15 protein-coding genes and 2 pseudogenes are annotated in these 19,545 nt (G+C 65.2%); 9 read left to right on the top strand and 8 right to left on the bottom strand.

The annotated features are described in order from the left end of the window. Positions 1-9: 9 nt before the first annotated feature. Positions 10-1,683: an electron transfer flavoprotein-ubiquinone oxidoreductase gene (locus tag OKW38_RS24715; protein WP_090800993.1), complete on the top strand. Its 1,674-nt coding sequence runs from the start codon at positions 10-12 to the stop codon at positions 1,681-1,683. Between the two features lie 175 nt (positions 1,684-1,858). On the opposite strand, the gene aroC is transcribed toward OKW38_RS24715, so the two are convergent. From aroC to OKW38_RS24700, 3 genes are all read right to left on the bottom strand, one after another. Then, positions 1,859-2,959, bottom strand: a complete 1,101-nt coding sequence (gene aroC, locus OKW38_RS24710; RefSeq protein WP_429363421.1) for a chorismate synthase — start codon at positions 2,957-2,959, stop codon at positions 1,859-1,861. Positions 2,960-3,122: 163 nt separating this feature from the next. Beyond that, positions 3,123-5,060 (bottom strand): MFS transporter, encoded by a 1,938-nt coding sequence (locus OKW38_RS24705; protein WP_429363419.1) that lies wholly within the window; start codon positions 5,058-5,060, stop codon positions 3,123-3,125. Positions 5,061-5,262: 202 nt separating this feature from the next. Continuing rightward, a complete protein-coding gene (locus tag OKW38_RS24700) occupies positions 5,263-5,730 on the bottom strand; it encodes a CBS domain-containing protein (protein ID WP_018421164.1) in 468 nt (155 codons plus the stop codon). Positions 5,731-6,002: 272 nt separating this feature from the next. Here OKW38_RS24700 and OKW38_RS24695 point away from each other — a divergent pair, with 272 nt between their 5' ends. From OKW38_RS24695 to OKW38_RS24685, 3 genes are all read left to right on the top strand, one after another. Further along, entirely contained in the window at positions 6,003-7,397 is a 1,395-nt protein-coding gene (locus OKW38_RS24695) for an O-acetylhomoserine aminocarboxypropyltransferase (protein ID WP_429363417.1), read from the top strand. Then, complete coding sequence (locus OKW38_RS24690; RefSeq protein WP_429363415.1) at positions 7,394-8,227, top strand: alpha/beta fold hydrolase; 834 nt, start codon at positions 7,394-7,396, stop codon at positions 8,225-8,227. Before OKW38_RS24695 ends, OKW38_RS24690 begins: the two co-directional genes overlap by 4 nt. Positions 8,228-8,436: 209 nt before the next feature. Then, the gene (locus OKW38_RS24685; protein WP_090801002.1) at positions 8,437-8,757 is read left to right on the top strand and encodes a DUF962 domain-containing protein; all 321 of its coding nucleotides are present in this window, start codon (positions 8,437-8,439) and stop codon (positions 8,755-8,757) included. Between the two features lie 34 nt (positions 8,758-8,791). On the opposite strand, the gene OKW38_RS24680 is transcribed toward OKW38_RS24685, so the two are convergent. Then, positions 8,792-10,105, bottom strand: a complete 1,314-nt coding sequence (locus OKW38_RS24680; protein ID WP_429363413.1) for a YihY family inner membrane protein — start codon at positions 10,103-10,105, stop codon at positions 8,792-8,794. Positions 10,106-10,247: 142 nt separating this feature from the next. Between OKW38_RS24680 and wrbA the strand changes: the two genes are divergently transcribed. The 4 genes and pseudogenes from wrbA to OKW38_RS24660 all read left to right on the top strand — a co-directional run bounded on the left by wrbA (position 10,248) and on the right by OKW38_RS24660 (position 13,741). Beyond that, a complete protein-coding gene (wrbA, locus tag OKW38_RS24675; RefSeq protein WP_429335018.1) occupies positions 10,248-10,850 on the top strand; it encodes an NAD(P)H:quinone oxidoreductase in 603 nt (200 codons plus the stop codon). A gap of 10 nt (positions 10,851-10,860) precedes the next feature. Next, entirely contained in the window at positions 10,861-11,430 is a 570-nt protein-coding gene (locus OKW38_RS24670) for a DUF2069 domain-containing protein (protein WP_429363411.1), read from the top strand. 32 nt (positions 11,431-11,462) lie between these two features. Then, positions 11,463-12,882 (top strand): annotated as a pseudogene (locus OKW38_RS24665) (FAD-binding oxidoreductase). 52 nt (positions 12,883-12,934) lie between these two features. After that, complete coding sequence (locus OKW38_RS24660; RefSeq protein ID WP_429363409.1) at positions 12,935-13,741, top strand: metallophosphoesterase; 807 nt, start codon at positions 12,935-12,937, stop codon at positions 13,739-13,741. Between the two features lie 26 nt (positions 13,742-13,767). Here OKW38_RS24660 and OKW38_RS24655 read toward each other — a convergent pair whose 3' ends face one another. The 4 genes from OKW38_RS24655 to OKW38_RS24640 all read right to left on the bottom strand — a co-directional run bounded on the left by OKW38_RS24655 (position 13,768) and on the right by OKW38_RS24640 (position 17,769). Continuing rightward, entirely contained in the window at positions 13,768-15,144 is a 1,377-nt protein-coding gene (locus tag OKW38_RS24655) for an IS4 family transposase (RefSeq protein WP_090812824.1), read from the bottom strand. Positions 15,145-15,296: 152 nt separating this feature from the next. Beyond that, positions 15,297-16,322, bottom strand: coding sequence for an IS630 family transposase (locus OKW38_RS24650; RefSeq protein WP_429359560.1), 1,026 nt, complete (start codon positions 16,320-16,322; stop codon positions 15,297-15,299). Positions 16,323-16,452: 130 nt separating this feature from the next. Then, positions 16,453-16,605: a hypothetical protein gene (locus OKW38_RS24645; protein ID WP_167368600.1), complete on the bottom strand. Its 153-nt coding sequence runs from the start codon at positions 16,603-16,605 to the stop codon at positions 16,453-16,455. Positions 16,606-16,830: 225 nt separating this feature from the next. Then, complete coding sequence (locus OKW38_RS24640; RefSeq protein WP_429363407.1) at positions 16,831-17,769, bottom strand: LysR family transcriptional regulator; 939 nt, start codon at positions 17,767-17,769, stop codon at positions 16,831-16,833. 155 nt (positions 17,770-17,924) lie between these two features. Here OKW38_RS24640 and OKW38_RS24635 point away from each other — a divergent pair. Next, positions 17,925-19,539, top strand: a pseudogene (locus OKW38_RS24635) (efflux transporter outer membrane subunit). The last annotated feature ends 6 nt before the right edge of the window (positions 19,540-19,545 follow it).

The following is a 19,545-nucleotide window of genomic DNA, read 5'->3' as shown; positions in this document are numbered from 1 at the left end:
GGAGCATCAATGACCCCCGCAAGTCTCATTGAGCAGTACGGCCCGCGCGAGTCGATGGAGTATGACGTCGTCATCGTCGGCGGCGGCCCTGCGGGCCTGTCGGCGGCCATTCGCCTGAAGCAGCGCGCCGCCGAACGAGGCGCTGACATTGGCGTGTGCGTACTCGAAAAAGGCTCAGAGATCGGGGCCCATATTCTGTCGGGCGCGGTGATGGACCCGCGCGCGCTGACCGAGCTGATCCCGGACTGGAAGGAAAAAGGCGCGCCGCTGACGGTCGACGTGACCGAAGACCGCTTCCTGTTCCTGACGGAAACCGGTTCGAAGAGCGTGCCGACCTGGGCGCTGCCGGACAATTTCAAGAACCACGGCAACTACGTGATCAGCCTCGCGAACGTGACGCGCTGGCTGGGTCAGCAGGCCGAAGCGCTCGGCGTCGAGATATTCCCGGGCTTTCCGGCGGCCGAAGTGCTCTACAACGACGACGGCTCGGTCAAGGGCGTCGCGACCGGCAATCTGGGCATCGGCAAGGACGGCGAACCGACCGAAAACTTCCAGCTCGGCATGGAGCTGCACGCGAAGTACACGCTGTTCTGCGAAGGCGCGCGCGGCCACCTCGGCCGCCAGCTGAACGAGAAGTTCAAGCTGCGCGACGGCGTCGATCCGCAGGTGTACGGCCTCGGCATCAAGGAGTTGTGGGAAATCGATCCCGCGAAGCACAAGCCGGGTCTGGTGATGCACACGGCCGGCTGGCCGCTCGAAAACGACACCTACGGCGGCTCGTTCCTCTACCACATGGACAACAACCAGGTCGTGGTCGGCTTCGTGGTCGGCCTCGGCTATTCGAATCCGTATCTGTCGCCGTTCGAGGAATTCCAGCGCTACAAGACGCATCCGGCGATCCGCGCGATTCTCGAAGGCGGCAAGCGCGTGTCCTACGGTGCGCGCGCGATCACCGCGGGCGGCCTGATGTCGTTGCCGAAGCTGGTGTTCCCGGGCGGTGCGCTGGTCGGCGACGACGCGGGCTTCCTGAACGCGTCGCGCATCAAGGGTTCGCACGCCGCGATCAAGACCGGCATGCTCGCCGCCGATGCCGCGTTCGACGCCGTGCAGGCCGGCCGTCAGTCGGACGAACTGAGCGCCTACCCGGAAGCGTTCAAGACGTCGTGGCTCTACACCGAGCTGTATCGCGCGCGTAACTTCAAGCAGTGGATGAGCAAGGGTCTCTACCTCGGCACGCTGATGGTCGGTCTCGAGCAGAAGCTGCTCGGCGGCAACGTGCCGTGGACGCTGCATCATCAGCATTCCGATCACGAGATGCTGAAGCCGGCTTCGCAGTGCAAGCCGATCACGTATCCGAAGCCGGACGGCAAGCTGACGTTCGATCGGCTGTCCTCGGTGTTCATCTCGAACACGAATCACGAGGAAAATCAGCCGGCGCACCTGACGCTGAAGGATCCGACCGTGCCGGTCAACGTGAACTGGCAGACCTACGCGGGACCGGAGGCGCGTTATTGCCCCGCTGCAGTGTACGAGTTCGTGAAGAACGACGATGGCAGCGAGCGGCTCGTCATCAATGCGCAGAACTGCGTGCACTGCAAGACCTGCGATATCAAGGACCCGACGCAGAATATCGTGTGGGTCACGCCGGAAGGCGGTGGCGGTCCGAACTATCCGAATATGTGATGGATGTGCCGTCTGCCTTTGCGGCGCTGCGCGATAACCGGCAGCGTCGCGCAGGCAAATTCCGATAGCGCGCTCGCGCTTTCGTCTGCGCGCATTCTGGCGCGTTTCGTTGGTCCCCTTCCCTATTCTTTTTTATGGCGGCTCGTTCGCCGCCAATCGCGGGACCGCGTCAGCGTTACGGCGCGCTCGCCGCGATCTTCGGCGTGCTCACGGCCACATCGCCGCATTGCGCGCGATGGCGCAGCGCGTGATCGATCAGCACGAGCGCAAGCATCGACTCGGCGATCGGCGTCGCACGAATGCCGACGCAGGGGTCGTGCCGCCCGAAGGTCTCGACGATCGCGGGGTTCCCCGCCTTGTCGATCGAACGGCGCGGCGTGCGAATGCTCGACGTCGGCTTGATCGCGATCGACAGCGTGATGTCCTGCCCCGTCGAAATACCGCCGAGCACACCGCCCGCGTGATTGCCGACGAAACCTTCCGGCGTCAGCTCGTCGCCATGCACCGAGCCGCGTTGCGCGACGCTCGCGAAGCCGGCGCCGATCTCGACGCCCTTCACCGCGTTGATGCCCATCATCGCGTGCGCGATGTCGGCGTCGAGGCGGTCGAACAGCGGCTCGCCGAGGCCGACCGGCACACCGGAGGCAACCACGTTGATGCGCGCGCCGATCGAATCACCGTCCTTGCGCAGCGCGTCCATATACGCCTCGAGTTGCGGAACGATCTCCGCATTCGGCACGAAAAACGGGTTTTCGCGCACCTGCGCCCAATCGACGAACGGCACGTCGATCTCGCCGAGCGCGGCCATATAGCCGCGAATTTCGGTGCCGAACTTCTCGCGCAGCCACTTCTTCGCGACCGCGCCCGCCGCGACCGCCGGCGCCGTCAGCCGTGCCGACGAGCGGCCGCCACCGCGGTAGTCGCGAATGCCGTACTTTTGCCAGTACGTGTAGTCGGCGTGGCCGGGGCGGAACGTTTCCGCGATGTTGCCGTAGTCCTTGCTGCGCTGGTCGGTATTGCGGATCAGCAGCGCAATTGGCGCGCCGGTGGTTTGACCTTCGAACACGCCCGAGAGGATCTCGACCTTGTCTTCTTCCTGGCGCTGCGTCACGTGGCGCGACGTGCCCGGCTTGCGGCGATCGAGTTCGAACTGGATGTCGGCTTCGTTGAGCGCCATGCCCGGCGGGCAGCCGTCGATCACGCAGCCGATAGCGGGGCCGTGCGATTCGCCGAAGGTCGTGACAGTGAAAAGCGTACCGAGCGTGTTGCCGGACATGAGCGTCGTCCAAAGAAATACGGGGAGAACGCTATTATGCCAGCCCGCTCGTCTCGAAGCCGGGCCTGGCGACGGCGATGGCCGATCGGCCGGGGCGCAGTCGGCCGAAAGCGGGTGATGGTGGGCGAGTTCGCCATCTCGGCGTCCGCGCACCGGCCGACGGCTACTTGCGGGCGCCGCGCAGCTCGGTCACGATCCGCTGCAGCGTCTCCGGCGTCGCGAGCGCCGGGTCGATCGGCTCACCGACGGCGAGGCTCAGCCGGCTCATCACACCTTTGCTGATCGGCCGCGGCCAGGTTGCGTCCACCGCGCGCGAAAACACGCTGCCCCACAGCCCGCGCAGCGCCATCGGAATGACGGGCGCCGGCGTCCGCCTGACGATCTCGGCGACGCCGTGGCGAAACGGATTCAGCTCGCCGGTACACGTCAGCTTCCCTTCGGGAAAGATGCAGACGAGTTCGCCGTCCGCAAGCGCCTGCGCGCACAGGTCGTACGCACGCGCGAGCAGCGCCGCGTCCTGATGCGCGGACGCGATCGGAATCGCCTTCGCGTGCCGGAACAGCCAGCCGACGAACGGCGAGCGGAAGATCCGGTGGTCCATCACGAAGCGGATCGGCCGCGGGCTTTCGGCCATGATGACGATCGCATCGACGAAACTGACGTGGTTGCACACGAGCACCGCCGCGCCCTGCTCCGGAATCCGCTCCGCGTGCACGAGCCGGATCCGGTAGAACGTATGCACGAGCAGCCACGCGATGAAGCGCAGCAGGAACTCCGGCGCGAGCGAATAGATGTAGCCCGCGACGACCACATTCAGAAGCGCGGTGACGAGGAAGATCGCCGGAATACTGAAGCCCGCGGCGGTCAGGCCCACCGCCATGAGCGCCGACACGATCATGAACAGCGAATTGAGGATGTTGTTCGCGGCGATGATGCGCGCACGATGGCTCGGCTGACTACGACTCTGGATCAGCGCATACAGCGGCACGCTGTAAAAGCCGCCGAACATCGCGAGCAGGAACAGATCGGCGAGCACGCGCCAATGCGCTAGCCGCGCGAGAAATTCGCCAACGCTGAGCAGATGCCCCGCCGGCGGCAGCGCGTGGCTCGCGAAAAAAAGATCGATCGCGAACACGCTCATGCCGATCGAGCCGAGCGGCACGAGGCCGACTTCGATCCGCCGCTTCGAGAGCCGCTCGCACAACAGCGAGCCGATGCCGATGCCGATCGAAAACGTGGCGAGCAGCACGGTCACGACGTCGGGATCGGCGGACAGCACGTCCTTCGCGAAGTTGAAGAACGACGCGAGGAACGTCGCGCCGACGAACCACAGCCACGAAATGCCGAGCAGACCAAGAAACACCGTGCGGTTTTCGCGCGCGAGCTTCAGATTGCGCCACGTTTCGCTGACCGGGTTCCAGTTGATGCGCAACCCGGGCTGCGGCGCGGGCGTAGCCGGCACGAAGCCCGACACGGCGCGCCCGATCAGCGCGATCGCGATACACGCGCAAGCGAGCACCACCGCGCCATGCTCGGCGAACCCCGCGCCCGCGCCGCCGACGATCGTGCCGATCAGGATCGCGACGAAGGTGCCCATCTCGACCATGCCATTGCCGCCGACCAGCTCGGCCTGCGACAGATGCTGCGGCAGATACGAGTACTTGACCGGCCCGAATACCGTCGAATGCACGCCCATCAGGAACGTGCACAGGTACAGCAACGGCGCGGCATGCAGCCAGAACCCCACGCCGCCGACCAGCATCACCGCGATCTCGAAAGTCTTGACGAGGCGCGTGAGCAACGCTTTGTCGTACTTGTCCGCGATCTGGCCGGAAGTGGCCGAAAACAGCACGAACGGCAGAATGAAAATCGCGGAGATCAGGAACGCCGCGGTTTTCGGGTCGACGCCCGAAAACCGCGCCGCCTGATACGTGACGAGCGACGTGAAGCCGATCTTGAACACGTTGTCGTTCATCGCGCCGAGAAACTGTGTCCAGAAGAACGGCGCGAAGCGGCGCTGGCCGAGCAGGCGGAACTGGGATTCGTGCGCTTCGTGCGCGCGAGCGGCGCGGCGGGCAGCGGGCAACGGACGATCGTTCATGAAGTCAGGAGAACGGCGCGGAAAAATGGCGATGACGCGGGCGGCACGGCCGGCAAGCGGATCGCCGCGACTCGCGCACGCGGCTCCCGCAGTCCGTCCGCACCAGCTCCAGACACAAAAAAAGCGCCCGCTTGCGCGCGCGCCCTGTCGGCGGATTCGCGCTCGCGGCGACGGCCGGAGCGCGACCTTCGAGCCACGCGCATCAACGCGCCGGCTGCTGGTCCTGTCCTTCCTGCTCTTCCGGCCAGTCGCGGATATAGGCCTTCAGCATGCGGTTCTCGAACCCCTGCTCCTCGACCACCGCCTTCGCGACGTCGTAAAACGAGATGACGCCCATCAGCGTGCGGCTTTCCATGACGGGCAGATAGCGCACGTGATGCTCGAGCATCATGCGGCGCACTTCGTTGACGTCGGTTTCGGGCGTGCAGGTGAGCGGATGGTCGTCCATCACCTTGCGGATCGTCGAGGTGCCGACGCTGCCGCCGTTCTCGCTCAAGGTCAGAATGATTTCGCGAAACGTCAGCATGCCGACGAGGTCACCGTACTCCATCACGACGAGCGAGCCGATGTCGTGCTCGGCCATGGTATTGACGGCGTCATGCAGCGTGGTATCCGGCGTGACCGTAAAAAGGGTATTGCCCTTGACTTTAAGAATGTCGCTGACTCGCATGATCTATCTCCTGATACCGCCAATCTTGCAGTGCATGAAATGTTTTTTCGATCCTATCGGAAAGGCCCATAAAAGGAAAGCGGCCCGCCAGCCAAGGCGCGGCGGGCTTCGGAGACTCGAATTCGTCTGACTTCCAGATTGCGAGCATGCCCCGCTCCCGGCACGAGCCGCAGGAACCCGCGGGAAAACCGCGCTTGAAGCGGCGCGCGCCAATGGTAGGATGGCCGCCCACCCCGATCTTTCGCGAGGCCGCTCGCGGCCCGCCGCCCACGATGTCCGCCAACCGTTTCGATACGCTTGCGCTGCACGCCGGCGCAGCCCCCGACCCTGCCACCGGCGCGCGCGCGACGCCGATCTACCAGACCACGTCGTTTTCGTTCCGCGACTCGGATCATGCCGCCGCGCTGTTCAACATGGAGCGCGCCGGCCACGTCTACTCGCGCATCTCGAATCCGACCGTCGCCGTGTTCGAGGAGCGCGTCGCCGCGCTCGAAAACGGCGCCGGCGCGATCGGCACCGCGAGCGGCCAGGCCGCGCTGCATCTGGCGATCGCGACGCTGATGGGCGCGGGTTCGCACATCGTCGCGTCGAGCGCGCTGTACGGCGGCTCGCACAATCTGCTGCATTACACGCTGCGACGCTTCGGTATCGAGACGACCTTCGTCAAGCCCGGCGACCTCGACGCGTGGCGCGCCGCGCTGCGCCCCAACACGCGCCTGCTATTCGGCGAAACGCTCGGCAATCCGGGCCTCGACGTGCTCGACATCGCCGCAATCGCACAGATCGCGCACGCGCACCGCCTGCCGTTGCTGGTCGACTCGACCTTCACGACGCCCTACCTGCTGCGCCCCTTCGAGCACGGCGCCGACCTCGTCTACCACTCGGCGACCAAGTTTCTCGGCGGCCACGGCACGACGATCGGCGGGGTGCTGGTCGACGGCGGCACGTTCGACTTCGAAGCTTCCGGCCGCTTTCCCGAATTTACCGAGCCGTACGACGGTTTCCACGGCATGGTATTCGCCGAGGAAAGCACCGTCGCGCCGTTCCTGCTGCGCGCGCGTCGGGAAGGCTTGCGCGACTTCGGCGCGTGCCTGCATCCGCAGGCCGCGTGGCAGCTGCTGCAAGGCATCGAGACACTGCCGTTGCGCATGGAGCGTCACGTCGTCAACACACGGCGCGTGGTCGAGTTTCTCGCCGGTCATGCGGCGGTCGAATCGGTCGCCTATCCCGAGTTGCCGACGCATCCCGACCACGCGCTCGCCAGGCGGCTGCTACCGCGCGGCGCGGGCGCCGTGTTCAGCTTCAACCTGCGCGGCGACCGCGCGGCCGGGCGCGCCTTCATCGAAGCGCTCACGCTCTTCTCGCACCTCGCGAACGTCGGCGACGCGCGCTCGCTGGTGATTCAACCGGCATCGACGACGCACTTCCGCATGGATGCCGCCGCGCTCGCCGCGGCCGGTATCACCGAAGGCACGATCCGTCTGTCGATCGGGCTCGAAGATCCGGATGACCTGATCGACGATCTCAAGCGCGCGCTGAAGGCGGCGCAAAAAACCGCGCAACCGGCGAGCGGCGGTCGTACCGCAACGCCGAGCAGCGCCTCGCTACAGACCGCCACTGCCGCGCCCGCCGCCACGAGCACCCCCGCCCGCCCGGAGTCCGCATGATCGTCACCGTTCAAGGCAAACCGGCCTACGCCTACACCGGCGGCAAACCCTTCGACGCGAGCCTGCCAACCGCCGTGTTCATCCACGGTGCCGAGCACGATCACAGCGTGTGGGCGCTGCAAAGCCGCTACTTCGCACATCACGGCTTCGGCGTGCTCGCGGTCGATCTGCCGGGCCACCGACGCAGCGCCGGCCCCGCGCTCGCCAGCATCGCCGCGCTGGCCGACTGGCTCGCTGCGCTGCTCGACGCCGCGGGCGTCACGCGTGCGTTCGTCGCCGGTCACAGCATGGGCTCGCTGATCGCGCTCGACTTCGCCGGCCGCTATCCGCAGCGCGCAACGCATCTTGCGCTGCTCGCCACCGCGCTGCCGATGACGGTCTCCGACGCGCTGCTCGACGCCGCGCTCAATCGCGAGCCCGAGGCAATCGGCATGGTCAACCAGTGGTCGCATTCGACGCTCGCCGCGAAGCCCTCGTGCCCCGGCCCCGGTTTCTGGCTGCACGGCATGAACCAGCGGCTGATGGAGCACGTGTCCGCCAGCGGCGAGCCGCATCTGTTCCACACCGACTTCACCGCCTGCCATACCTATGCGGACGGCCACGCTCGTGCGGCGCAGGTGCGTTGCGCCACGCGCCTGATCGTTGGCCGGCGCGATGCGATGACGCCGCCGCGCGCGGCGAAAGCACTTGCCGATGCGCTCGCGCAGGCGGGCACGCCAGTCGACACCGTCACGCTCGATGCGGGCCACGCGTTGATGACCGAGCAACCCGACGCGACGCTCGATGCGCTGTACGGCTTCGCTTCGCGGCCGCCGCACGAAGCGCGCTGATGGGGCGCGCGATGGCCGCTCGCCGCGCGCCTCGGTGCTCCGCGGGCGGCCGTCGGGAATGCCGTTGCGAATCGCCACCGAATCACTACCGAACGACCACGATACCCACGCCGAACCCGCCGCGCCATCTGCCGAATGGCCAGGTTGCGCCAGGCAGGCGATCGCCGGAGAATGATTGAAGCTGTCTTTCTCAGCCTCCGGAGGCCGTCATGGCTCATACAGCACATACCGATCACTTCACGAACTTCGCGGAGTTTTATCCGTACTACCTGAGCGAGCATCGCAATCTCGTGTCGCGGCGGCTGCATTTCGTCGGCTCGCTCGGCGTCATTGGCTGCCTCGCGATGGCGCTCGCCACCGGCAACTGGCTATGGTTGCCGGCGGCCGTGGTGTGCGGCTACGGCTTCGCGTGGGTCGGCCATTTCTTCTTCGAAAAGAACCGGCCTGCCACCTTCCGTCATCCGTTTTACAGCCTGATGGGCGACTGGGTGATGTTCAAGGACATCTGCGTGGGGAAGATTTCGTTGTAGTTTTATCGGGGCGGCTCGAAGTCTGGCCGCCCTGTCACGCTGCCTGGTGCGGCATCGAAGCCGCCGCGCGCTCGCCATCGCCGGGTCGCGCCGCCCGTGCCGCCGCGCGCGAGGCGAGCAACGCGGCGAGCGTCACCTTCAGTTGGTCGTTGTCGAGCGCGGCGAGCAGCATGCCGCCGTCCACGCGTGTGGAGTCGAGTTCGAGCTGATACGTAAGCTCCGCGCGGTCGATCACGAACAGGTCGTACAGCCGCTGCACGGTCACCTGCGCCGGGTTCGCGAGGAGCACGAAGTGCGGGCCGGTATGGTCCTCCTCCAGCCGCGCGATCCACTCGATCTCCTCGAGACGCTGCAACAGCATCAGCGTCGTATCCTTGTCGCGGCGAAGCATCCGGGCAAGCTCGGGCATCGTGTAGCCGCGTCTGCCGCCCTCACGCGCCTCGCACAGCCGCGCGAGCAATTCGAGCGAATCGAACAGATTGCTGCCATAGAACACAGGGCGGTGAAACTGACCGATGCGAATCGCCGGCAACGCCGATGCGATCATCGCGCCGGTCAGCGTGATGAACCAGCACAGGTACATCCACAGCAGGAACAGCGGCACCGCGGCGAACGCGCCGTACACCGCCGTATAGGTCGGAATACGGCGCACGTAGTAGCCGAAGCCGCGCTTGGCGAGCTCGAACGCGACCGCGGCGATCACGCCGCCGACCACCGCGTCGCGCCATTCGACACGGCAGTTCGGCAGATAAACGTAAAGGATCGTGAACGCGAGCATCGTGAACGGCAGCGAGGCGCTCGCGAGCGCCCATTCGATCAGCGGTGTGATGCGCTGCGCGGCGCTAAACGACATCGATTGCGTGAACACATACGACGAGATGGACAGGCTCACGCCGATCAGGATCGGACCGAGCGTGATGATCGCCCAGTACACGAGAATGCGCTGCGCGACGGGCCGCGCCTTGCGCACGCGCCAGATCACATTGAACGCGGACTCGACGGTCATCATCGTCATCACCGCGGTGACGAACAGGATGATCATGCCGATCGTGGTCAGCCCTTTGGCCTTCGATGCGAACTGGTTCAGATACTTGAAGATCTGATCGTTCAGTTGCGCGGGCATCAGGTGGTCGGCAAGAAAAAACTGCAGCGACGCCTGGAACGAGCTGAAGATCGGAAACGCGGTGAACAGCGCAAACGCGACGGTGGCGAGCGGCACGAGCGCCAGCATCGTCGTGAACGTCAGGCTGCCCGCGACCTGCGGAATCCGGTCCTCGCCGATGCGTTGCGCCGCGAATTGCGCGAGCCGTTTGAGCGTGTCGAGATCGAAACGCATCCTAACCAACAAACCTGCCTCCTTGCTTGCTGAACCGTCAGACCGGGACTGCGGGAACTCCGCGCGGCGTTTGGCCGAAGCTCCTGGCCGAACGGCTATGAGCGGCCTGTGCAACTGACCGAACCCCTATAATACCCGTTCAATGATGAGGCCTATGAAAGACATTCTCGTGCTTTATTACAGCCGTCACGGCGCCACCCGCGAGCTCGCGCTGGCAATCGCGCACGGCGTCGACAGCGTCCCCGGCATGCAGGCGCGCGTGCGCACCGTGCCGGCGGTTTCCACGGTTTGCGAGGCGAGCGAGCCGGACATTCCCACCGAAGGACCACCGTACGTCGAGCTGCGCGACCTCGAAGAATGCGCGGGCCTCGCGCTCGGTTCGCCGACCCGCTTCGGCAACATGGCGGCCGCGCTCAAATACTTTCTCGACGGCACCACGCCGCAGTGGCTATCCGGTGCACTGTCGGGCAAGCCGGCCTGCGTGTTCACGTCGACCGGCAGCCTGCACGGCGGCCAGGAATCCACGCTGCTGTCGATGATGCTGCCGCTGCTCCATCACGGCATGCTGATCGTCGGCATTCCATACACGGAGAGCGCGCTGTCCACCACGCAGACCGGCGGCACGCCGTACGGCGCCTCGCATTACGCGCGCGCGGGCACGACAGGCCATGGCATCTCCGCCGACGAACGGACGCTGGCGATTGCGCTTGGTGCACGCGTTGGGCGCACGGTGGCGTCGATGTCCGAAAGGCCGTGAGCGTAAAGCCGTGAACGAACCGGATCCGCAACCCACCGAGCGCGACGACGCCCGTCGTGACGCGGGTGGCGCTGAACTCGCGGCCACGAATTCCGGGAGCCACGCGAACGCGGCGCCCGCAAGCCTCGCGGCCAACGCGTCGGCATCTACAACCGTCGCGCCCGTGCAACCCAAAGCTGCCGCCGCGCTCGTCGCCGCTTTCACACTGGTCTCGATGATCGTGCTTGCCGTCGCATGGGAATGGTGGCTCGCGCCGTTGCGCTCTGGCGGCTCGCTGCTCGTGCTGAAAGCGTTGCCGCTACTCTGCGCGTTGCCGGGCGTGTGGCGACGTCGGCTTTACACGATGCAATGGGCGTCGATGCTGATCCTGCTGTATTTCGCCGAAGGCGTCGTGCGTGGCTGGAGCGATCATGGCTTGAGCGCGCGGCTCGGCTGGCTTCAAGCGGCGCTCGCCATGATCTTCTTCACCTGCGCACTCGCGTATGTCGGACCGTTCAAGCGCGCGGCGAAACGAGCCGCGAAGCAGGCTGCAAAGCAGGCTGCAAAGCAAGCCGCCAGCGAACCGATCCCGCCCGCCTGAGGCCCAAGCCCCAACACCGTCAACCGATCCACATGACCCACACCGCTTTTCTCGCCGCCTGCCGCGACGCCATCGGCGCGACTTACGTACTGACCGATCCGCACGACACCGCTCCCTTTCTGACCGACTGGCGCCGCCGCTACACCGGCGCGGCCTGCGCGGTGCTGTGCCCGGCCACGTCCGCGGAAGCCGCCGCGCTCGTCAGGCTCGCGGTCGAACATTGCGTCGCGCTGGTGCCGCAGGGCGGCAACACCGGCCTCGCGGGCGGCGCGACACCCGACGCGAGCGGCGCGCAGGCGGTCATCAGCCTGCGCCGCCTGAATCGCGTGCGCGACATCGATCCGCACAACAACACGATCACGGTCGAAGCCGGCGTGATCCTCGCCGACGTGCAGAAGCACGCCGAAGCGGCCGGGCGTCTGTTTGCGCTGAGCCTCGCCGCCGAAGGCAGCTGCACGATCGGCGGCAATCTGTCGACCAATGCGGGCGGCACCGGCGTGCTGCGCTATGGCAACACGCGCGAGCTATGCCTCGGCCTCGAAGTGGTGACGCCGCAAGGCGAACTGTGGGACGGCCTGCGCGGGCTGCGCAAGGACAACACCGGCTACGATCTGCGCGACCTGTTCATCGGCGCGGAAGGCACGCTGGGCCTGATCACCGCGGCGGTGCTCAAGCTGCATCCGCAGCCGGCCGCGCGCGTCACCGCACTCGCCGCGCTCGCGTCGCCGCATGCGGCGCTCGATTTTCTCGCGCTCACGCAACGCGTCGCCGGACCGCTCCTGACCGGCTTCGAACTGATGTCGGATTTCTGCCTGCGCCTCGTCGGCCGGCACTTCGAGCAGATGCGTTATCCGTTCGCCGAACCACATGCGCAGGTCGTGCTGCTCGAACTGTCGGACAGCGAAAGCGAAGTGCACGCGCGCACGCTGTTCGAGGGGCTGATGGAAACCGCGCTCGAACAAGGTCTCGTGGAAGACGCCGTGGTGGCGGAAAACCTCGCGCAGTCTCGCGCGTTCTGGAATCTGCGCGAGCACATTCCGCTCGCCCAGGCCGAGGAGGGCCTGAACATCAAGCACGACATCGCGGTGCCGATTTCACGCATCGGCCACTTCATCGAAGCGACCGATGCGGCAATCGCGCAAGCCGCGCCGGGCGCGCGCATGGTCACGTTCGGCCATCTCGGCGACGGCAATCTGCACTACAACGTGCAGGCGCCCGAGGGCGTCGATGCGAAGGCGTTTTCTGCGGCAGTACCAGAGCCCGATCAACCGGATCGTCTACGACAGCGTCGATGCGCATCGCGGCAGCATCAGCGCGGAACACGGACTCGGCCAGTTGAAGATCGACGAAGCCGCCCGCTACAAGCAGGACGTCGAGGTGCGGATGATGCGCGCGATCAAGCAGGCGCTCGATCCGCTGAACCTGATGAATCCGGGCAAGGTGCTACGCTAATATCTGAAGCCTGCGCGATCCGGCGCGCAGGCGTTTTGCAGGAGTCGCGTCCGTGAAGATTCGCGTGCTGTCCGATCTGCATCTGGAAAACGACGAGCCTGAACTGATCCCGCATGCGCAGGCGGATCTCGTGGTGCTGGCGGGCGACATCCACAATCATGCGGCTGGCCCGCGCTGGGCCGCGCAGGCGTTCGACGACACGGTGCCGGTCGTCTACGTGCCGGGCAATCACGAGTACTACGACGGTGAATTCGGCGCGCTGGAGAGCGCGATGCTCGACGCGGCCGCGCAGGTCGACAACGTGCATATGCTGAACAACGCCGCGCTGGTCGACAGCCAGGGCCGCTGGCGCGTGCTCGGCACGACGTTGTGGACCGACTTCGCGCTGTACGGCGCGACGCCGGATGCAATCGAGGAATCGATCGTCGCCGCGCGCCGGGTCATGCTCGACTATCGCGGGCTGATCCAGATGAACTGGCCGCACGACCCGCGCGACGCCGCGCGCGACTTCACGCCCGCCGATTCGCTCGCGCTGCACCAGCATGCGCGCGCGTGGCTCGAAAGCGAGCTTGCCAAACCGTTCGCCGGCCAAACGATCGTGGTCACGCATCACGCGCCGCATCGGCTGAGCCTGGCCGGGCGTTTTGCCGAAGACCGCGTGTCGGCGGGCTTCGTCAACCATCTGCCCGAGCTCGTGCGCGCGCCTGTCGCGTTGTGGATACATGGTCACACGCATACGTCGTTCGACTACGTGGTGGACGGCACGCGCGTCGTGTGCAATCCGCGCGGCTATTTCGACCGGCGCACGCGCCAGTGGGAAAATCCGCTGTTTGCGTGGGACAAGGTCGTCGAGATCTAGCGGGTGCTAGCGGGAATGGCACTTACTTAAGCCCGTGGAGCGTGCCCATATTTTTGGACGCGCTCACGTGCGATGTGACGAGGCTCTTTCAGCCATGGGTAGGACTTCGGTCTTCGTTTGCGCATTCGTGGTTCGATGCGACCGGGGCGACTCCCAACGCAAGACTGCGTGATCAGGTTGAACAGGAGACTCTGGTTGTGAGTTGCCGTCAGACCTCTGGCCAGCCATTCAGTCCATAACTGCACCGTGTGTTTGAAACTCAGTGTTCTCGGGTCAGTGGCATGGTGACTGGCGGCCTGAGCCATCAGCAGCCGAATCACGTTGTAGGCCAGCAGATGGACCCAGATCTCCTTTTCGTTCATGTGGGCAGTCTGGCAATGCAGCACATCCATGCCCATCGTCGTCTTGATGTTACGTAGATCCAGTTCCACGTTCCAGCGCCTGGCGTACAACTGCGAGAGGTCCTGTTTGCTGGTCTTGCGTGCATCAAGCATCGTGGTGACCAGCACCCGGTGATGCAGCCTGGACTCGCGCACCATCAGTTCATCGGGGAAGGCCTGGTACTGCTCATGCGTCATCCAGTCGGGACGCTGCCGGGGTTTGGGCCACGTCACAATGTGATCGCGCGTGCCCAGGGACCGGCCTCGCCGAAAGTCGGTGCGGCGTGCCCCATGCTGTTCCATCACGACGTCCACCCCGGCGGCGATCATTGAGGCCATCAGAAAGTAGTGGCAGTACAAGGCATCGGCGACGATCACGTCACCTTTGCGAAACGTGCCTTGCAGCATGCGAAACGCCGTCAGCTCCCCGCTGCCTTTGCCCGCGTAAGTTCCGACCGCCGACTCCAGTACTGCGCCGCTTGCCAGACAGATCACCGCAACCAGATAGGCCAATGGAAAGCCCACTCCTTCGGCCTGAGCACTGGACTGCGGGAAACGGGCCTGGTTCGACGGCGTATCGGGCATCGAGATCCCGGTGCCGTCAACCAGCTTGACCGGGCGCCCGCGCCACTTCCAGGCAGCCTCGGCCTGCTCATGCAGTTGGCGCCCCGTCTCGCGCGCCAACTCCCGCACCATCGTCAGCGGCAGTCTCTGGCGAGCGCGGCAGTAGCCTCCCGTACGCACACTCATGGGCCGCAGCCCGTCGGCAGCTCGCTGCGCCGCCCACCCGTTGACTGCCTTCTGACAGGAGGCGTCCTCTTCCAGCGCCTGGCGCATGAACATCGACAGTGTCACCGTCGGCGGATACAGCCGTTCCCGATGTTCTGGCAAATACGCTTCCGTTATGCCCAACAGCCCCGGGCTCGTCAGTATGTTGAAGTAGTCTACCGCCTGGGCCCTGCACGCCCGGCTTTGAACCCTGCTTCGTGTTTGCCTGTGATGACTTCGTGCATTACGATCCATGGGGGCTGATCTTTGGAATGAGACGGTGTTTGCCTGGTAACAACCATCGTATCAATCCCTGGATCAGCCCCCTCCCTTTCTCTTCAAGCACTTACCCGCGTCTTCTCCTCCATGTAGGCTTACTAAGCCGAAACAAAGTAACCGGACATGGGTCAAGCCGCGTAGCGGACTGACGGATGTTGAAACATGGATCGGACCAAAGCCGGAATCTTTTGCAACGAGCGCAGAACCGCTCGAACACGCTGCTTGAGATGCCCGGGACCTTTGATGGCAAGCTTGCCGATCTTGTGATGTTTGAGATAACCCCATACCAACTCGTCCGGGTTCAGGTCTGGCGAGTAAGCAGGAAGGAAGAACAGACAAAGGCGCCCATCTGATTCCGCGGCAAGCTGCCGGATCGCTTTGCAACGATGTACCGGATGACCATCGGCAATCAGGAAGACAGGCGCATCGGCGGTGAGCATCAGCCGTTTGACGAAGTCGACGTATACGGAGATCTTGAAGCTGCCTTCGAAACACATGAAGCGAAGTTGGCCACGCGGGCTGATCGCTGAGATCAGGTTCACCTTGAAGCGCGCGCCAGTGACTTCGACTACCGGAGTTTGACCGACCGGCGCCCAGGTCGTGCCGCTGTGATAGTCCGATCGTACCGTCGATTCGTCGACGAAGAAGATCTGTGCCCCGACGTGTTTGGCCTGCCCGACAATGGCCGGGTATTCGTCCCGCATCCACGACTCGACCAGTTCAGGGTCGCGTTGGTACGCACGCGCAAGCGGTCGCTGGGGCGAAAGCCCGAGCTTGCGCAGCAGTCGACCGACCGACACCTCGGAGAGCCTGACGTTGAAATGTTCGCGAATCAACTCCCGCACCATGTCTCGCGTCCACAATGCAAACTCGAACTTCATCTGCATGGGGTTCTTCGTTGTGACCGTCTGATAGACGAAGCGGATAGCCTCGGACGACAGCTTCATCGGTCGACCAGGGATTGCCTTGGCTCGTAACGCCTCGATGCCCCCTTCGCGCCAGGCCGCCAACCACTCGTAAATACGCGCCCTCGAGAATCCGAGCGTGCGGATCACGTCCTCCGGCGACTCGCCAGCTTCGACGCGCTTGACCGCACGAATACGGATCTCTTCAAGCGTTGCATGTGAAAGCTGCCGGCCGTCGTCCTCTCGCATCTCGCCTCTCCCTAAACCCCTTAAAGCTTAGACCATGGCGTCGATTTATGTTCGCTTACTTACGCACTGGTTAGTAAGTAAGTGCCATTCGTGCTAGCGGGCCTCTTGCGTCAGATCAACCCGCCGCCGCTCACCGCTCGCGCCGCGGCGCATCCTGTGACTCGACCTCGACCGGCACGAGCCGCGGCTGCTGTTCGCGCATGCGGCGCAGCAGATCGCGCGAGGCGGCGACGCCGATCAGTCCAAACATGACGGCCAAGCCGATCATCAGGTGCGTATCCATGGATGTGTCGTCCTTCAGTGGTTGCGAAGCGCCGAACGGCGGCGAATCCAGCGCGTCCGGCCAGAGCGGCGACGCGTGAACGACACGTTAACAAATCGACTGCGCGGCAGAAGTAAAGAAATGTTGCGACGCGGCGCATGTGTAACAGGCTGTCACGCCGCGTGCCCACTCCGCTTGCCGCACTCCGCGTGCCGCTCGAACGTCAATGCATGACGAGCAGACCGTTCAGGTCCGCGCGAACTGCCGCAACTCCTCCTGATCCGCCGCCAGCGTCGAAGGCAACTCGTCGCGCAGGAATTCGACCCACGTGCGGATCTTCGCATCGAGATACTGCCGCGACGGATACAGCGCATACAGATTCATCTGCTGCGACGTGTACCCGGGCATCAGCCACAGCAGTTCGCCGCTGCGCAAACGGCTGATCGCCGAGTAGATCGGAATCAGCGCTACGCCCATGCCCTGGGCGACGGCCACGACCATCGCCTCGGCCACGTTCACCTGAAACGTCGCCGCGCCGAGCGAGACCACTTCCTCGCCGTTCGGGCCGTCGAAGGTCCATTTGTCCGGCGGATTCACCGGCGTCACCATCTGCAGGCAGACGTGCTGCGCCAGGTCCGCAGGCGTTTGCGGCACGCCGCGCCGTTCGAGGTACGCCGGCGACGCGCACGCAATGCTGAACGCGCTGCCAAGGCGCTGCGACACGAGCCCCGAATCCGGCAGGCCGGTCGCGAGCGTCAGCGACACGTCGAAGCCTTCGTCGAGCAGATCGGGCATGCGCTGCGCGAGCGTCAGTTCGATATGCACGTCCGGGTAGCGCTGCTGGTAACGGCCTACGGCCGGCACCACGTAGTGCTGGCCGAAGCTCGTCATCGCGTGAACCTTCAGCTTGCCGGACGGACGCGCGTGCGCATCGCTCGCCTCGGCCTCCGCCTGATCCACGTACGCGAGAATCTGCTCGCAGCGCTGCAGATAGCGCTCGCCAGCTTCGGTCAGCGCGATGCGGCGCGTGGTCCGGTTCAAAAGCCGTGTGCGCAGATGCGCTTCCAGATCGGAAACCGCGCGCGACGCGTAGGCCGTCGTCGTATTCAGATGCTGCGCGGCGCCCGTGAAGCTGCCCGCTTCGACGACGCGGACGAAAACGCGCATGTTTTGAAGCGTGTCCATACCTATCCTCAGAAATCGGCAGCGATTGTTACACGATCAGCAATGGCGATTGTCTCATGTCTGGTAAAAATGCCTTGCATCCTTACCGGTTATTCCGCAATCGATCAAAAAATATAATTGCACACAAGCTTCTATAGTCAAATTTGGAGGAAATCGTGCAGTCTCCGGTACCCAAAGGGATCGCCGCAGCCGCGGTTCTTACGATCCTATTAACAATCGCCGGATGCGCAAGTACCGGAGGCGTCGCGCCGCAAACGCACACGATCAATCCTGCGTCGCTCGATGCGGGCAACGCAATCCGCGCCGCCAACGCCGATGCGCAGTGGCCCGCCGCCGACTGGTGGCGAGCCTATGACGATCCGCAGCTGGACCGGTGGATCGCGGACGCGCAAGCCGGCAATCCCAGTCTCGCGGTCGCCCAGGCGCGCGTGCGTGAGGCGGCGTCGATGGCCGGCGTCGCGCGCGCGGCGCTCGCGCCGCAAGTCAACGGCAGCCTGTCGATCCAGCGCCAGCAGTGGGCCGACAACGTGTTCTACGGTCCGGGGCCGCTCGCCGGCGAGCAGTCGTGGAACAACACCGGCACGCTCGGCCTCGCCTATCACCTCGACTTCTGGGGCAAGGACAAGAACGCCGCCGAGCGCGCGCTCGACCTCGCGCACGCCAGCGCCGCCGACGCGCGCGCCGCGCAGCTCGAACTGCAGGCGAACGTCGTGCGCACCTATATCGAGATGTCGCTGAACTACGCGTTGCTCGACATCGCGAAGGCCACGCTGCAGCAACAGCAGCAGATCGTCGACCTCGCGAACCGGCGCCTGAAGGGCGGCATCGGCACGCAGCTCGAAGTGAGCCAGGCCGAGACGCCGATGCCCGAGTACGAGCGCCAGATCGACGCGATCGAGGAGAGAGATCGCGCTCGGCCGCAATCAGTTGGCCGCGCTCGCGGGCAAGGGTCCGGGCGCCGGCGACGCGATCCAGCGCCCGGCGCTGTCGCTCGCCGCGCCCGCTGGTCTGCCGGCCGCGCTGCCCGTGGATCTGATCGGCCACCGGCCGGACGTGGTCGCGGCACGCTGGACGGTCGCCGCGCAGGCGCGCGGCATCGACGTCGCCAAGGCCGGGTTCTATCCGGACATCAACCTGCTCGCGTCGATCGGCGGCTATGCGGCGATGGGGCCGCTGTTCCAGTTCCTGAAGAGTCCGTCGCATAGCTGGAGCGTGGGTCCCGCGCTGACGCTGCCGATCTTCGACGGCGGCCGGCTGCGCTCGCAGCTCGGCGCGGCGTCGGCGGGCTACGACGAGGCCATCGAGCGCTACAACCAGTCGATCGTGGGCGCGCTGAAGGACATCTCCGACCAGGTGATCCGCATCCGTTCGCTGACCACCCAGGCCGACGACGCCGACCGCTCGGTCGCCGCCGCACGCAGGAACTACGAACTGTCGCGCGAAGGCTACCGGCGCGGCTTGACCGACTATCTGAACGTGCTGGTCGCGCAAAACCAGTTGCTGCGCGCGCAGGAAGGTGTCGCCAAAGTGCAGGCCGAGCGGCTCGGCGCGCATGCGTCGTTGATGACGGCGCTCGGCGGCGGTCTCGACGATCCGGCCAACGGTCCGCGGGATAACGAAACGTTGCCGGCGCATGGCAAGGGCAGCGGCGAGAGCAAGAGCGGCGCGGCGAGTAGCGACACGGCAACAGCAGATGCCAACGCCAGGACCAACGCAGCCATCACCGCCACCACCGCCTCGCGCGCCTTGAACGCGCCCGCGTCCGAGTAAGGAAGG

Origin of the sequence: Paraburkholderia sp. MM5496-R1, assembly GCF_050436205.1 — a bacterium.
Lineage (GTDB): Bacteria > Pseudomonadota > Gammaproteobacteria > Burkholderiales > Burkholderiaceae > Paraburkholderia > Paraburkholderia tuberum.
This window is presented reverse-complemented; position numbering and strand designations above follow the sequence as displayed.